The sequence below is a fragment of the Methylobacterium sp. AC690 genome, assembly GCF_979256535.1.
Genome location: NZ_CEEDOX010000001.1, coordinates 420,403 through 435,297, shown reverse-complemented (window position 1 = coordinate 435,297; position 14,895 = coordinate 420,403). Strand labels below are relative to the sequence as shown.

The window sequence follows — 14,895 nt, the reverse complement described above, 5'->3', positions numbered from 1 at the left end:
GCGGGATGGGGCCGCCGGGCCGAGAGGGGATGTTTTCGAGGGCCGGGGGCGGGGGCCGCCTCAGTGCAGGGTCGGCGGCGGCTCCAGGAACGCGCGCATGCCGCCGCCCGCCTCGACGGCCTCCGTGAACGCGTCGAGGGCGTCCTCGTCGCAGGCGAAGGTGGTGTCCCAGAGGGTCGACCATCCCGCCGGATCGATGACCTCCAGGATCCAGGGATCCTGGGAGCCGGCGAATCGGTAGACGTTCACCGTGACCGTGATGCCGTCCTGGGTCGCCTGTCCGGTCAGGTCCGAGAATTCCATCATCGGTTTCTCGTAGGGCATGCGGTGTCTTTCTCGATGGACGAAGTCACCGCAGGAACCCGGACGGGTCCCCATCACATGAGCCGAATGACAGGTCTTAGCAGAGTTCGGGCCGTCGCGGTTCGAAAATCGCGATCCACCGCAACGACGTGTCGTCCCTCCGATCTTGCGCGCTTGGATTCTGTACTTGTCGAGGCGGGACGGAGCGACCCTTTCGATCCCCGGAAAGTCTGATCCGCCCGCAGGGCTGCATCGGGAAACCGATGCGTCTCCGAGCGCGGGGCGGCGTGGTCCGGGTCTCGGGTTCCCGGCCCGCAAGGCAAGGTTCCGAGGCGCCGACCCGAGACACGGGGCCCGCCCCGGTCCGGGCCGAAAGCGATCCGGGTTTGGCCAAGCCTTCTCCGGTCTCGGCCAGCGATTAGCCGGTCTTGGCCAGCAGAAAGAGTGCGGTGCCGATGGCCAGCAGGGTGCGGGAGACCCAGGAGAAGGCGAGGGCGCCCACGCCGTCCTCCAGGGATCGCAGATGGGCGACCTGGGCGAACAGCGCGGCCCAATAGGCGGCCCAGAGACCCAGGACGGCGATCACCCGGAGCGGCCCGGTGGGCTAGATGTCCACCCGGCGCTCGTGCCGCCACAGCGCGATGGCGTGCCGGCGCGCCTCGTAGGCCCGCCGCATGGGTGTGTCGGCGGCACCTTGCGCCTCGGGGCGGTAGCCGAAGCGGAGAACGCCGTCCGAGCCGTAGAGACGCGTCATCTCGGAGCGCCACACCTGATCCGTGCGGGTGAGAACCGCCTCGGTCTCGGCCAATCGGTTCATGGGCATCGGAGCTCGCTGATGTGACGGGATCTTCACCATAACGCGCGCCGACGCCAGAGGCTCCGGAACGCGTTCGGGGCTTTCGCGCGCCATCCCGCTCCCTGGCTGGCCGTCGAACGCCCCGCCGGCCGCCTGGCGCCGTGCTCCGGGACCCGGTGTCAGGATTCGCCTTCGGAAAGGGGGCGCGCGCCGTGGATGAAGGCCCTGCCACGGACCATGTCGGCCCCGTGCCGACGACGGCCGGGACCTCTCCGGACCCTTCCGCCCGGAGCGGCACCGGCGCGGCCCGAGACCACCCGGAACCGAGCCGGGCGTAGCCATTGTCAGGTATCCGACCTGGCCCCTGGAGGTAATCCCCTTGGCGGAATTACTTTATCCGATCCACAGAGTATGGTTCGTGACATCAGGGTTTCGTTAACAGTCTGACAGTTGTCGCCGTCGTCACGATTGCTGCGGGATGACGTCATCAAATCCTTGAGCCGCTCTGTCCGGAGCGTAAAAGCCTGAGGGATTTACCCTCTCGGCGCCAGACCGACCTTCTACTCTTGCGAGGGGACTCTTTGTCATGCCTACGGTTGATGGCAACCTGAACGATTGGACATCGTCGGCTCGGCTTAATCCCGCAGGCACGACAACGGCCGGATACGGTTTGTATGGCGACCTGTCGGGCGGTGTCCTGACCTTCGCCCTCCAGGCGCCGACGGGGACGTCGATCGGGACGTACACGACGCTCTGGCTGAACACGGACAAGAACGCCACCACCGGCTACAGCATCTGGGGCCTTTACGGCGGCTACGACTACAACATCAATATCGCCGCCGACGGCAAGCCGTACCTCTATCGCGGGGGCGACGGGCAGACGCTCGTCTCGGCGACGCCGCTGACCTTCGCCTACAATGCCGATCACACGGTCCTGGAGGTCAGCGTCTCGGCGGCGCAGATCGGAACCCCGAAGAGCCTCAACGTCCTGGCCGACGTCAACAACAGCGTCTTCCTGCCGGGCGATTACGGGGCCGGCCCCTACACGGTCTCGGATGCGAGCACGCTGCCGGCCCGGACCTATACGGGGCACAAGGTCGGCATCGTCTACTCGGAATCGACGGCGGCGAACTACTTCAGCCCGATGGCGTATTCGCAGCTCTACATGGCGGCGCAGAACCAAGCCGCCGCCGCGGGCGTGCCCTACGACCTCCTGTCGGAATCGGATCTCACCGATCTGGCGAAGCTGTCGAACTACGACACGCTGATCTTTCCCTCGTTCCGCAACGTCGCCGCCGCGAAGGCCGCCGCGATCACCGACACCCTGACGAGCCTCGAGAAGAACTACCACGTCGGCATCATCACCGCCGGCGACTTCATGACGAACGACGAGAAGAACGCTCCGCTCCCCGGCGATTCCTACGCGCGCATGAAGGCGCTCCTGGATGTCAGCCGCGTCGACGGGGTCAACGGCGCGAATGTCGAGGTCAAGGCGGCGGCCACGACCAATCCGGTCATGGCGGGGTACGCGGCCGGCGAGTCGATCCACCAGTACACGAACATCAGCACCTCGTACTTCACCAGTACGGACGGGCTCGGAACGACGCTCGCCAATCAGATCGTCAACGGGCAGTCCAACATCGCCGTGATGGCGACGCAGACCGGGGGCAAGAACGTCCACTTCGCCACGGACGGCATGCTGGCCGACAACAACATGCTGGGCCACGCCCTGGATTGGACCATGGCGCCGGCGACGGGGCCGGATGTCAGCCTCCACATGAGCCGGAACAAGGCGATCGTGGCCGCCCGCGTGGACATGGATCAGGCCATGTACACCGACGACGTCCGACCGGCCTCCGGAGCGGGCATCTACGACAAGCTCCTGCCGATCCTGACGCAGTGGAAGCAGGCCTACAACTTCGTCGGTTCCTACTACATCGACGTCGGCAACAATCCGGCCGCGGGCGAGACTACGGACTGGACCTACTCGAAGACGTATTACAACCCGATGCTGGCGATGGGGAACGAGATCGGCTCGCATTCCCTCACCCATCCCGAGGATACCAACGTCCTCACCGCGGCCCAATTCCAGACCGAGTTCCAGCAATCCCGCGCGATCATCGAGCAGCAGCTCGGACTGACCAATATCGGCGCCGCCGTTCCCGGGGCGGGAGAAAATCTCGCGACCGCGCGGCAGATCGCGCAGTACTATCCCTACATCTCCGGCGGCGCCTCCCTGATCGGGGCCGGGTATCCCGGGGCGATCGGCTATCTCAGCCCGACGGCCACCGATCTGAAATCGGTCTACATCGCGCCCAATACCTCCTTCGACTTCACCCTCGTGGGCTATCAGCACCTCACCGCCGCGCAGGCCTCCGCGGCATGGGCCAAGGAGTGGGCGACGCTGACGGCGCATTCCGACCTGCCGGTCGTGGTCTGGCCCTGGCACGATTACGGTCCGACGGATTGGCTGACCGATACGACGGATGCCGGCTACACCCAGCAGATGTTCACGGACTTCATCGCACGGGCTGCGCAGGCGGGCTCGGAGTTCGTGACCCTGAACGATCTGGCGCAGCGCACCGCGACCCTGGAGAAGTCCGACGTCAGCTACAGCTTCGATGCGGCGTCGAACGTCCTCACCGCGTCGGCGACCACCGCGGCCGGCGATCTCGGCAAGTTCGCCCTCGACGTCGGCGCCGGCCACACGATCAAGAACGTCGCCGGCTGGTACGCCTACGACAGCAACAGCGTCTTCGTGCCGAAGGCCGGCGGGACCTTCAAGATCGCCCTCGACGGGACCCCGGACGACGTCACCCACCTGACCGCCCTCGCGGACCGGTCCGACCTCCTCAGCGTGACCGGCGACGGCAGCAACCTCAGCTACGCGGTCGTCGGTGAGGGCCACGACCTCATCCAGCTGAAATCCCATGCCGGGCAGATGGTGCAGGTCACCGGGGCGGATGGCGCGAGCCTCTCCGGCAACAGCCTGGACCTGACCCTGAACGGGTTGGGCCAGCACACCGTCTCCGTCGTCCTGGCGTCGGCGCCGGTCGGAACGACGGTGAGCGACTGGATCTTCGGAACGGACGGCGCGGATACGATCAATGGCGGGGGCGGAGCGGACACGCTGCAGGGCCTCAGCGGCAACGACACCTACATCGTCGACAACACCGGCGACAGGATCTTCGAGGCCGTGAATGCCGGGATCGACACCGTTCAAAGCGCGGTGACCTACACGCTGGCGGCCAATCTCGAGAAACTCGTCCTGACGGGGACGAATGCCGTCAACGGAACGGGCAATGCCCTGGCGAACGTCCTCACCGGCAACGGCGCGGCGAACACGCTCGCCGGCGGCGACGGCGCCGATCTCCTGGAGGGCAAGGCCGGCAACGATATCCTGACGGGCGGGCTCGGCGCCGACGCCTTCCTCTTCAACAAGGCCGGGCAGGGCATCGACCTCGTGCGCGACTTCTCGCGGGCGCAGGGCGACAAGCTCCAGGTGCACGCCTCCGACTACGGCCTCGCGGTCGGCACGCTCGCGAGCGACTGGTTCGAGACGAGCGCCAGCGGTCTCGCCACCAAGGCGCACGCGGAGTTTGTCTTCAACTCGGGGTCGCACACGCTGAGCTGGGACGCGGACGGCATCGGCAGTGCCGCCGCCATCCAGGTCGCCACCTTCTCCAACAACCCGCTGCTCCAGTACCAGGATTTCGCGATCGTGGTTTGATCGGGCGCGGCCGCCCCGGAGGCTTCGCGAACGGGCTTCGCTCGGCACCGCGGGCGATGCCGCGCGCGGGGGGCGCCGCCGCCGGAGAGCCGCCGCGCCGTTCAACGACCGAAACGGCCGGCCCCGCTCGACACGGTCAGGCCAGGAAGAGCTCGGTCCGGTCGGAGGGGATCGCGCGCCCCGAAGCACCGGGCGGCCCGTCGATCGATGCGCCGGCGCCCGAGGCCCGGTGTTCGATGACCTCACCCGATCGCCACGTGATCGCGTTCCGTCGTTCGATCAAGCCCAGCAGGGCGGCGGCGGTCTGCCGAACGCGAACCTGAGTCTGCGTGATCTCGTTGTCGAGCGTGGCATTCAGCGCCTCGAAGACCAGCTCTTCCTTGAAGGCGTATTCTTCGAGGATCTCCTCGATCTCCTGCCGGACGGGATCCAGAAACTCGACACCGAACCCATCGGCCTCCTGCCGGGCGATCCTGCAGGCGCGCGGCAGATTGCTCCCGCCGATCGTCAGATCGAAATGCGCCGGGACAGCCCGGCCCGTGTTGGGCTTCAGGAAAGCACCGAGCGATGAGATGTCCGTGATGGCGCAACCGATCGCGCTGCTGACTTTTGGAACGAAGATCCGTCCGTCGAGCGAGCAGGACTGCCGATAAACTCTTCGTCTGTCTAGCATCATACAAACCCACTGCCGAATTCGTTGGCACTCTCTCGATTTAAATTCGATAGGTTTCCAAAATTCTAACCGAAAAATATTTCGCTTCCTGTTATCGCCGCGCTAAATCTAACAATCCGTATCAATGTAAATCCAATTGTTGCGCATAGATTGCAGTTCTGGATCCGAATAATTCAGCAATCAGGCGTGATACTGTGGGTTCGGATGATCTTGATAGGGGAGGTGAGCGCCTTCGGCTCGGTCGCATCAATCTCCGCATCATCCAAACCTGCCACATGCGTCGCGAACTCGGATCATTCGGCTGGACAGGTACGAACCGGAGACCGCGTTACGCAGTCACGACGGGTATCGACGACCCACGGAGAAGCCGCGATCGGCCAGACGGATTGCGGCGGCGAAATCCGGCCGCCGGCCAATCGCGGCTCTCCCGGTGTTGCGCTTTTGTTCTAGGCCGCGACGAGCCGGGCGGCCATACTCCGCCCATGTCGATGACCCTGCGCTCCGCCCTCCTGCTGATCAGCCTCGTGCCGCAGGCGGCGACGGCGCAGGTGACGGGCCGGCCCGAGGACGGGCTCGCCGCCCTCGAGCAGGCCTGGCACGCCTGCGTGCGGGATGCGTTCGCCCAGCAGCCGCGGATGCAGAGCCGCGCCGCTTCCCAGCGCAACGCCCTCGATACCTGCCAGGCCCAGGAGGATGCCTTCGTGGCCGCGACGATGACGGCGGTGGAGGCCCGGTCGCGCGAGGCGCGCGCGGGCGAGCCGGCCCGGCGGCCCGCGCTGACCGAGCGGGCGCGCGCCTGGGCCGCCTCCATCGCCAGCGACGTCCTCGATCCGGTCTCGTCCTGGTTCAGCGCCCTGCGCCGGTGAGCGGACGGCCCATCCGGGCCGCCCGAAAGGCCAGGAGAATCCCGGGCACGCCCACGAGGCCGTACAGCACCATCAGGGCCCGGCCGAGATGCTCGGCGCCGAAGACGGTGTCGGCCAGGAGCCCCAGGAGGGGCGGCCCGGTGCCCGAGGCCGTCAGGGTCACGGCGGCGACGAAGAGGGCGCTGACCCGCCCGCGCAGGCTGACCGGCGTCAGGAACTGCACCCCCGCCACCGCGGGCGGCGCGGTGAATCCGATCACGGCCGTGAGGAGGGTGAAGGCGGCGAGCGAGAGGGTCCGGTCGGAGGCCACCGCCATCACGATCGCGGGCGGCAGGGCCGCCATCAGGCCGAAGCCGAGCAGGCGCGAGGCGGCGGCGCGCCGGCGCGCCCGCGCCACGCGGTCCAGCAACAGGCCCGCGGACAGATGGCCGAGCGGACCGCCGATCAGCAGCAGCCCGCCCAGAACCATGCCGCTCTCCGCGGGGCTCATGCCGTGGTTTCGCACGTAGAGGGTCGGCCCCCAGGCGGCCAGGGTCCGACCCATCAGGACGGCGCAGGCCGCGGCCGCGAAATGGGGCAGGTAGATCCGCCGCCGGCGCAGGATCCACGTCCAGGCGGGCTTCAGCCCCGCCCGGGCGGCGGGCGGGGCCCGTGGCAGCCGGACCGCGACCGCGCCGAGGATCAGCGCGAGGTTGGGCAGGCAGGCGAGGAGGAACAGGGCACGCCAGGGCGGCAGCGGGCCGAGGCCGGGACACGCCAGGCCGCCCCGCAGGACGAGCCAGGCCAGGATCGTGCCGCCGGCGAGCAGGGCGAAGCTCTGTCCGAGGCTGCCGCCCGCCGTGAACAGCGACACGTTCCGGGCCATGCGGCCCTGCACGGAGCCGTGGGCGATGAGCGAGAGCGAGGCCGGCACGAGTCCGGCCTGCCCCAGTCCGAGGGCGAGCCGGCTGAGGAACAGCACCGTGAAGGAGCCGGCCAGACCGAACCCGAGGGTCGCCAGGGTCCAGAGGCCGATGCTGGCCAGCAGGATCTGCCGGTGATGCCCCCGATCCGCGAGGCTGCCGAAGAGCGGCATGGTCAGCGCGTACAGGATGACGAAGGCCGAGCCGTGGAGCAGGCCGAGCTGGGCGTCGCTGAGGCCGAGCGCCTGCTTGACCGGAGTCGTCACGAGGGTGATCAGGAAGCGGTCGCTGGCCGCCGAGAGCTGCGCGAGGATGAGCAGGGCCAGGGGGCCGAACCCCAGGACCGTGCGGGCCGGAGCCGTGCGCGGGAGCCTTCCGGAGGTCTCGCTCATACGGTCCGCGACGCGCGAGGGGGCCGCCGCACGCCGGACGCGCGGGGCATCAGTAGAGTTCGCTGTGCCAGGCCGCCAGGGGCCAGGACCGATCGCCCCGGGCATGCACGTCGCTGCGCAGCTGCTGGATGGAGGTCCGGAACTGCCCGGGCGGGCGGCCGAAAGCCGTGCGGAAGGCCCGGTTGAAATGCTGCTCGCTGGCAAAGCCGTAGGCGTAGGCGAGGGTGGCGATCGAGCGCGTTTCGCCCTGGCGCCGGAGGGCGTCGCGCGCCCGTTCCAGGCGGCGCTGCTGCACGAAGCGGGCGACCCCGCCGTCCCGCAGGAAGGCCCGGTAGAGGAGGCTCCGCGAAATCCCGAGTTCCGCCGCGATGGTCTCGGCGCTGAGGGCGCGGTTCGCGAGGTGCCGCTCCACGTGGGCCTCGGCCTCGCGGCGGCGGCGGCCGGTGTCGTCGGGCCCATCGTGGACCGCGGCCCAGACGATGGCTTCGGTGGGGGCGGCATGGCCGCGAAGCGCGGCGGCCAGGACATGCCGAGCACGGCGCTCGACCGCGAGACCACCGCGCTGTCGAGGGTCTCCGAGCGACGGGTCAGGGACACGATGAAATCGGCCACGAGGCCGCCCACGCACTCCGGAAGGATCGCGCCGTGGAATGTGCGCAGGTCGGGGACCAGGGGCTCGATCAGCTCGCGCGCCACCGGCGTCGAGATCTGCCGCACGCGGTGCGCCCGGCTCAGGTGCGGCAGGGTGTTGTCGCAGACCAGGATCTCCCCCGGTCGGACGCGGCGCTCGTGCCCGGGCGGGCCGGCCAGCAGCTCGCCCTCGAGGAGCAGGTGAAGCGTGATATGGTCGAACCCGTCCTGTCGCACCCGCTGCGGGGATCGGCTGTGCTGAAGCCCGTTCAGACGGCGTTTGAACAGGATCATCCGATCCAGCCGGTAGGCCTGCACCTGGGCGTAGAAGTCCGGTCCGATCCGTGCGACATCGGCGCCGCCGGCATAGAGGTCACGATACGCCTCGAACGCGAACTCCGGGCCGACCTCCTGGGTGGAAAAGGCGAACGACGGAAGCGACACGTCTGGCTGAACCCACCCGATCGATCAGAGGGCCCATCGGACAAATCCCAATCGACCAGTTCCAACACCCCGGGATAGGGTGTTCCGAACGCGTGAGACAACTCACGGTTTCGTGACCGACGCAAGCGGTAAGTATGAGGCCGCGACATCCGAATTCAGCGCGGTGCCGACCCGGCACCAGAGGCGTGTTGGCTTTGGCGCCTCAGACCCCTCGACAATAAAGCGTTCCGACTCTGTTTTGATGCGGGCGGATCAAGACAGGCCGTCGTCGATGGCCGTGGACGCAGCCCCGGCGCACAACACACACGCCATCGGACGCGCCTGGATCGGCGACCGGGCCTATACCTTCCCCGGGGCGGTCGCCCGCGCACGGCAACGCCTCGGTAACCGTTACGCCCTAAATCTCACGCACCCCGCCGCTCACCAAACTCCGCGATCCGCACGATGACCAGAGACCAGCTTGCCGCCGAGTTGCTTCGTATTTCCAAGCTGCAACTCAGCGATATTACCCGTGCCGTCAAGAATGGAGAGAAATCGATTGCCTTGAACGAGGTCATTGATCTTGGCCGACGCCTGAACCGCCTCGCGGATGCGGTCGCGGGACGTCCGGCCCCGGTCGCCACGCCCGCGGCCACCGACGACAGCCTCGTCCAGGCGTGAGCGCCGCTTCTGAGTGGCGGACCGAGCGGAACGTCGCCGCCCGCGCGCGCCTCGACCGTGCCCTGCCCGGCATCTTCCCGGCCCCCGTCCTGCGGCACGCCCTGTCGCGCCCGCTGATTCCGCCGACGCCGCGCCTCGCGGTGGAGAGCTACTGGCGCGCCCATCTCCTGCGTGCCGACCGGCTGGCGCGGGCCCTCGCGACGCGCTCGGGCCATCCCGAGGGCTGGACCTGGCGTCTCGGCACCGAGAAGGGATCCGGCCTCGCCGCCAGCTTCCGGATGCCGCCCTCGCCCTTCCGGGAGCCGGCCCATGCGCGCGGCAAGGGCCATTGCTGCATCTGCGGGCAGCCGGTCTACCGCTTCGGCTGGCATCGGGATCTCTGGGGTGCGGGCGTCCCGAACAAGAACGCGCGCTGGCACGCGGCCTGTGTCGCCGCCTGGAAGCTCTGGGTGGCGCCCAGCGACCAGGTGAAGGTTCTGAAAGCGCATCAGCGCCACCGCTGTGCGGCCTCGGGCAAGCGGTTGTTCAAGACCGCCGAGGTCGACCATCGCGTGCCCCTCTACCGCGTCTGGCGGGAACATCGGGACGATCCCTGGCCGACGCTGCTGGGCTTCTGGGGCTCTCCGAACCTCCAGGTCGTCAACCGCGTGGTCCACGTGGAGAAATGTGGCCGCGAGGCCGGCGAGCGGGCGCTGAGCCGGCAGGTCGCGCTCCTGCGCACCGCTTTCCCGGAGGATCGCGCGGAGGAGGCCGCCTGGGAGCCCCTGCCGGTCGACGGGACGGGCTGACGGGCCGGGCGGCCCGCGCGCTCAGAGGATTCCCTCGATCAGGCCGAGTTCCTGCGCCTCGCCCGCCTCGATGTACCAGTTCTCGGGCGCCCGCTGCAGCACCGTGTCCAGGGTCACCTGCGAGCCCCGGATGAGGTTCGCGAAGCCTTCGTTCTGGATCTCGATCGAGCACTCGATCTCGTGCAGCGCCGCCTTCACGCTGGCGATGCAGGTCGTGAGCGGTCCGTTCAGCACCACGTGCTTGTCGAGCTTGCGCTCGTGGATCATCAGCCGCGTGCCCCGGGTGAGATAACGGTTCGACCGGGCGAAGAAGCTCATGAAGGTGGTCCCGGCCGAGTAGATCGCGGCCTTGCCGAGGAAGACGAACCGGCGATCCGTCTGGAGGCCGGTCTTGAAGCGGATGTCCTCGCCCATCATCCGGGCGACCTCGGGATCGCCGCCGAGCGTCGTCAGCTCGACCACCACGAGGTTCCGGTCGCCGACCGCGTCGAGCTGGCGGCGAAAATCCCGATACATGTCCTGGTCGACCGTCCCCGACAGGAGGATGGCGGGGGCGTCGAAGGCAGCGGGGGACAAGGGGCTGGTATCCATGGGGGTCCTCCTGTGGCCGGGACTCGGCCGTCGCAGCGAGAACGCAAGTTCCCGGCCCGGGATCGGTTGCGCCTGCCGTGGACTGAATGGGGGGCGCCTGCGCGGCGCGTGCGGGCGGGGCTCCGGCGCTTCGATCCCCGCCGGGGCATGCCGTGCCGCCCAAGCGGAACCGTCCGATGAGGCTCGCGGATGTGGCGTCGGACTGTGACTGTCGCCCGCCCGGGGAGGCGAGGGCGGGCGCGAGCGATCAGAGCCTCGCAGTCAAAGCGGACGAGTGCCTGCCGACGCGTCTCCGGTTCGGTCGAACCGGGGACGGAGCGGGAGAATCCGGGGACTGCCGCGCCTCATCTGGTCGAAGCGTCCGGACGAGGTTCCTCGGATCCGGGTTGCCCGGAACGAACTTCGTCGGGCGCCCCCCAGGACCGCTGCCTCGGCACCGGTCGACCGGACGTGCGGTCTCAGTACGGAGTGCCGTAATAGGGCTGCCGGCTCGGGCGGTAGCGCTCGCGCACCGCCCGATCGTAGCGGCCCTCGTAGGCGCCCAGATACGGATCGAGGGCGGGATCGCGGTAGTTGCCGTTGTTCACGCCGGCCGAGCGGTCGTTGCCGCTCAGGGCGGCGTAGGGCGACAGGCCATCGCCGCCGCCGCCGCTGCCGCCCCGTGCCAGCGCATGGCCGCCGAGACCCAGGACGAGGGTGCCCGAGACGAGGGCGCCCAGAACGAGGGTGGCGGAGAGCGCGGTGCGTCGGATGGATGTCGATGTCATCGGAGCATTCGCCATGGAGACCTCCTGTCTCGAGGAGAACGGACGCGCGGCACGGAAGTTCGGGATGGGGCCGCCCGTCCGGAGGATCAGCGCTCGGCCCTCAGGCCTTTGAGGAAGCGGCGTGCGACCTCGCGCACGGCTTCGTCGTCCCGGGTGTCGTCGTCGGCCTTGTCCCAGAGGTGGTCGACGCTGGCCTCCAGGCTCTTGAGCAGGCCCGGGTGCTCCTGGGCCAGGAACCGGATCGTTCCGAACAGGAGATGCTCGGTCGCGAGTTCGCGGTGGCGCGCGTCCGCGATCTGGGACTCGGCGGTGGAGGGGTCGGTTGCGTCATGGGTCATGCCGACACAACGAACGGCCCCGCCGACGGTTCAGGCGCTCGGACGGTGTTCGCAAGGTTTCTCGTCGACGTGGCAGGTTCTTTTTCGACTTGGCAGGTTTCTTGTCGACTTGGAACACGCGCGTCCGGTTCAGGGATGATCCCGGGTCGAAGATCTCGGCTTCAGGGTCTCGGACCAAAGATTGCGCACGCCGGATCACGGCCCGGTCATGCACGCCGATGCTTCCGTTTCGCCGCGGGTTCGGCGAGAACCGGGCGGCGCATGGGGGATCGGCCGATTCGACATCCCTCGACCCTGGATCCTCAGCAGACGCACCGGATGGCACCGATCTCTTCTTCCCGCGCGCACGGGTCAGGCCGCCGCCGCATCGACACGGACCTCGCCGCCGGAACCGGTCTCGCGTTCGTGGCCGGCTTCGTCGACGCGGCCGCCTTCATCGCCCTGACCGGCCTGTTCACCGCCCACGTCACCGGCAACTTCGTGCTGCTGGGAGCCGAACTCGTCTCGACCTCGACCGGCGTCGTGGCCAAGCTCCTGGCCCTGCCGGCCTTCGTGGGAGCGGTCGCGGCCACCCGGCTGCTCGCCCTGGCCCTGGAGCGCCGCGGGCTGGCACCCCTGCGCTGGCTGCTGGCCCTCGAGATCGCCCTGCTGGCCACCTTCTGCGTCGCCGGCCTCGCCCTGTCCCCCCTCGGCTCTCCCGACGGCGTCGCGGCGGTGACGGTCGGGATGCTGGGCGTCGCGGCGATGGGGGTCCAGAACGCCATCGGGCGCCTCGGCCTCGCGCATCTCGCCGCCACGACGGTGATGACGGTCAACGTCACCCAGGCGGTGATCGATCTCGTCGACTGGGCGCGGGGCGCGGTGCCGCCGGACGGGGCGGCGCGGGACCGGATGCGCCGGATGCTGCCCGCGGTGCTGGCCTTCGCCGTCGGTGCCCTCGCGGGGGCCTTCGGCATCGCCGCACTCTCGTTCGGATGCCTCGTCATCCCGATCGCGGTGCTCACGGTGCTCGCGTTCCTCCGCGGGGATTGAGGCGCGTCGCGGAACCGGCCCTCAGGGGCCGCAGGTGAGCAGCCCGTAGGCGGTCAGGCGCTGCCAGGTCATGCCCTCGACCGTCGCCATCGGTCTCACGTAGGGGTCTGCGAGCGGAAAGACGCGCGCCCCGTCCGGTGGCGCCTGGCCCTCCCGCAGGGGCACCACGATCCAGGCGGGCCCGTCCGGAGCCGCGCAGAGCGTCGCGACCGCACCGGCGGGCAGGTCGTCGGCCCGCGGGGGGACCGGGGGGGCAAACGGCCTGCGCTGGGCCTCGGTGGCGAGGCCGAGGGCGATCAGCCGGTCGATCCGCTCGGACCACAGCATCGCCAGGGGGCGCGAGAAGACGATGCTGGCCCCCTGCAGGTTGGTGATCCAGCTCGGCCGACCCAGCGCCAGCCAGGTCTCGGCCCGCCCGTCCAGCCAGAGCACCGCGCCCGGACGGCGTGCGATGGCCTCGACGAGGCCGGGCAGCAGGGTGCGGTCCTCGATCCGCCGGAACGCGCGCGAGCGCTCGTCCCACAGACCCAGGAGCGCGAGGATCAGCGCCACGGCCAGGACCGGCCTGGCGATCCGGGACCGCTCGGCGGCGAGCCACGCGAGGCCGGCCCCGAAGGCGAGCGACGGCACGATCGGGAAGCTGCGGATCAGGCTGAGGCCCAGATGGGCGCCCTCGGGCCGGTTCGCGGCGAGCCAGCCGAGGGCGAGCGCCTCGAGGACGAGGCGGCCGGCGACGAGGAGGCCGACCAGGCCCAGCGTCGCGCGCATCAGGCCGCGCGACGGCGCCAGCCGATCCCGGCGGAGCGCCGCGTGGACGCCGACGGCGAGGAGGCCGGCGGCCGCCGCGATGCGGAGGTCCGTGGCGAACACCCAGGCGAGCCCCAGGAGGGCGAGGGTGATCCGGTCGCCCGGCGTCCCGCGCGGGAGGAGGGTGGCGCACAGGCCCAGGGCGGCGGCCCCGAGGACGGAGGTCACCCAGAGGAAGCGCCAGGGCTGGACCTGGATCACCAGGAGCGACGACCATTGCTCCTCGAACACCGCGGTGGCCGCCACCCCGCCGACGCCCGCCAGGAGCCCGGCCAGGAGGAGCCTGCGCGCCGGGATCGGAACGCGGGTCGCGGCGACGAGGATCGTGGCGGCCTGGACGAGGGGCGGGCCCCAGGCCTGGCTCGGCCAGAGCGTGGGGAAGAGGTCGGCGCAGCGCTGGCGCAGGATCTCGAGGAAGGCGGGATCGACGGGCTGCAGCAGGCGCGCGAACAGCGGCACGCCGAGGTGGGCGGCCCCCAGGATCGCGAGGAGGCCGGGAAGCAGGACCAGCAGCCAGCGCCGGTTCTCCGCCACCAGGGCGAGGACGAGCACCGCCAGGCCGGCCAGGCCCATGATCGGGTGGACGAGGCTTCCCACGACCATGAAGGCCAGGGCCCATGCGCGGCGGCCGGACAGGCTCGCCGCGAGGCCGGCGAGGACCGCCGCCTCCGCGAGGGTCCGGGGCGTCGCCAGCGCCTCGCCGATGCGGAAGATGCCCGGATAACCGTAAGAGGCGGGCAGGACCGCCATCGCCGCGAGGACGACCCAGCGCCGCCGGCCGGCGCCCAGGGCCGCCGCGAGGGCCGCCGCGGCGCAGAACCAGGCGATCAGCCCGACGAGGCTGACGGCCAGGGCGGCCGGTCCGGGGCCGAGCGTCCCCACCAGCGCCCGCAGAACGACGGGGAACAGGCTGAAGCGCGACTGCCCGTCATGGGTGAACATGAGGTCGCGTCCGACCCCGTCCGGATCGAGGTCCGCCAGGGCCCGCCCCACGTAGATGCGGGCATCGCCGTCGATCCCCTCGTAGGGATGCAGCAGGAGGGTGAGACCCGCCATCCCGAGCACCGGCCAGGCCGCGCGGCGCAGGACCGACGCCCAGCGCGGAACCGCGCCGGTCACGGCGACGGATTCCGGGACGGCCACCGGGCCGTCGGAGGTCCCGGCCGTCGCGCGCAT

16 protein-coding genes are annotated in these 14,895 nt (G+C 69.8%); 6 read left to right on the top strand and 10 right to left on the bottom strand.

The annotated features are described in order from the left end of the window. Nucleotides 1–60 precede the first annotated feature (60 nt). The 3 genes from AC0IY1_RS02115 to AC0IY1_RS02105 all read right to left on the bottom strand — a co-directional run bounded on the left by AC0IY1_RS02115 (nt 61) and on the right by AC0IY1_RS02105 (nt 1,120). Entirely contained in the window at nt 61–324 is a 264-nt protein-coding gene (locus AC0IY1_RS02115; RefSeq protein ID WP_244477165.1) for a hypothetical protein, read from the bottom strand. 397 nt (nt 325–721) lie between these two features. Further along, nucleotides 722–889 (bottom strand): hypothetical protein, encoded by a 168-nt coding sequence (locus AC0IY1_RS02110; RefSeq protein WP_181017219.1) that lies wholly within the window; start codon nt 887–889, stop codon nt 722–724. Nucleotides 890–907: 18 nt separating this feature from the next. Next, nucleotides 908–1,120 carry a hypothetical protein gene (locus AC0IY1_RS02105; RefSeq protein WP_244477166.1) on the bottom strand — a complete coding sequence of 71 codons (213 nt, stop codon included), beginning with the start codon at nt 1,118–1,120 and terminating at the stop codon, nt 908–910. 649 nt (nt 1,121–1,769) lie between these two features. Here AC0IY1_RS02105 and AC0IY1_RS02100 point away from each other — a divergent pair. Then, nucleotides 1,770–4,829 (top strand): polysaccharide deacetylase family protein, encoded by a 3,060-nt coding sequence (locus tag AC0IY1_RS02100; RefSeq protein WP_471767320.1) that lies wholly within the window; start codon nt 1,770–1,772, stop codon nt 4,827–4,829. A gap of 136 nt (nt 4,830–4,965) precedes the next feature. Here the strand turns inward: AC0IY1_RS02100 and AC0IY1_RS02095 are convergent, their stop codons facing one another. After that, complete coding sequence (locus tag AC0IY1_RS02095; protein WP_055947049.1) at nt 4,966–5,505, bottom strand: PilZ domain-containing protein; 540 nt, start codon at nt 5,503–5,505, stop codon at nt 4,966–4,968. A 479-nt stretch (nt 5,506–5,984) separates the two neighbouring features. On the opposite strand from AC0IY1_RS02095, the gene AC0IY1_RS02090 reads away from it, so the two are divergent. Further along, on the top strand, nt 5,985–6,368 hold the full coding sequence (locus tag AC0IY1_RS02090) for a hypothetical protein (RefSeq protein ID WP_103708232.1): 384 nt from the start codon (nt 5,985–5,987) through the stop codon (nt 6,366–6,368). On the opposite strand, the gene AC0IY1_RS02085 is transcribed toward AC0IY1_RS02090, so the two are convergent. Beyond that, the gene (locus AC0IY1_RS02085; protein ID WP_471767317.1) at nt 6,349–7,662 is read right to left on the bottom strand and encodes an MFS transporter; all 1,314 of its coding nucleotides are present in this window, start codon (nt 7,660–7,662) and stop codon (nt 6,349–6,351) included. The genes AC0IY1_RS02090 and AC0IY1_RS02085 overlap by 20 nt on opposite strands. 49 nt (nt 7,663–7,711) lie before the next feature. Next, entirely contained in the window at nt 7,712–8,290 is a 579-nt protein-coding gene (locus AC0IY1_RS02080) for a helix-turn-helix domain-containing protein (protein ID WP_471767314.1), read from the bottom strand. Nucleotides 8,291–8,307: 17 nt separating this feature from the next. On the opposite strand from AC0IY1_RS02080, the gene AC0IY1_RS02075 reads away from it, so the two are divergent. The 3 genes from AC0IY1_RS02075 (at nt 8,308) to AC0IY1_RS02065 (ending at nt 10,184) form a co-directional block, all read left to right on the top strand. Then, nucleotides 8,308–8,814, top strand: a complete 507-nt coding sequence (locus AC0IY1_RS02075; RefSeq protein ID WP_471767312.1) for a hypothetical protein — start codon at nt 8,308–8,310, stop codon at nt 8,812–8,814. Nucleotides 8,815–9,180: 366 nt separating this feature from the next. Beyond that, on the top strand, nt 9,181–9,396 hold the full coding sequence (locus tag AC0IY1_RS02070; protein WP_082512793.1) for a hypothetical protein: 216 nt from the start codon (nt 9,181–9,183) through the stop codon (nt 9,394–9,396). Continuing rightward, entirely contained in the window at nt 9,393–10,184 is a 792-nt protein-coding gene (locus AC0IY1_RS02065; protein ID WP_103708236.1) for a hypothetical protein, read from the top strand. The genes AC0IY1_RS02070 and AC0IY1_RS02065 overlap by 4 nt, the downstream gene beginning before the upstream one ends. A 21-nt stretch (nt 10,185–10,205) precedes the next feature. Here AC0IY1_RS02065 and AC0IY1_RS02060 read toward each other — a convergent pair whose 3' ends face one another. The 3 genes from AC0IY1_RS02060 to AC0IY1_RS02050 form a co-directional block, all read right to left on the bottom strand. Further along, nucleotides 10,206–10,775 (bottom strand): hypothetical protein, encoded by a 570-nt coding sequence (locus AC0IY1_RS02060; protein ID WP_055947059.1) that lies wholly within the window; start codon nt 10,773–10,775, stop codon nt 10,206–10,208. A 458-nt stretch (nt 10,776–11,233) separates the two neighbouring features. Then, entirely contained in the window at nt 11,234–11,542 is a 309-nt protein-coding gene (locus tag AC0IY1_RS02055; protein ID WP_471767310.1) for a hypothetical protein, read from the bottom strand. A gap of 86 nt (nt 11,543–11,628) precedes the next feature. After that, nucleotides 11,629–11,880: a hypothetical protein gene (locus AC0IY1_RS02050; protein ID WP_471767308.1), complete on the bottom strand. Its 252-nt coding sequence runs from the start codon at nt 11,878–11,880 to the stop codon at nt 11,629–11,631. A gap of 318 nt (nt 11,881–12,198) precedes the next feature. Between AC0IY1_RS02050 and AC0IY1_RS02045 the strand changes: the two genes are divergently transcribed. Beyond that, nucleotides 12,199–12,912 carry a YoaK family protein gene (locus tag AC0IY1_RS02045; RefSeq protein ID WP_471767305.1) on the top strand — a complete coding sequence of 238 codons (714 nt, stop codon included), beginning with the start codon at nt 12,199–12,201 and terminating at the stop codon, nt 12,910–12,912. A 21-nt stretch (nt 12,913–12,933) separates the two neighbouring features. Here the strand turns inward: AC0IY1_RS02045 and AC0IY1_RS02040 are convergent, their stop codons facing one another. Beyond that, nucleotides 12,934–14,895: a hypothetical protein gene (locus tag AC0IY1_RS02040; RefSeq protein WP_471767303.1), complete on the bottom strand. Its 1,962-nt coding sequence runs from the start codon at nt 14,893–14,895 to the stop codon at nt 12,934–12,936.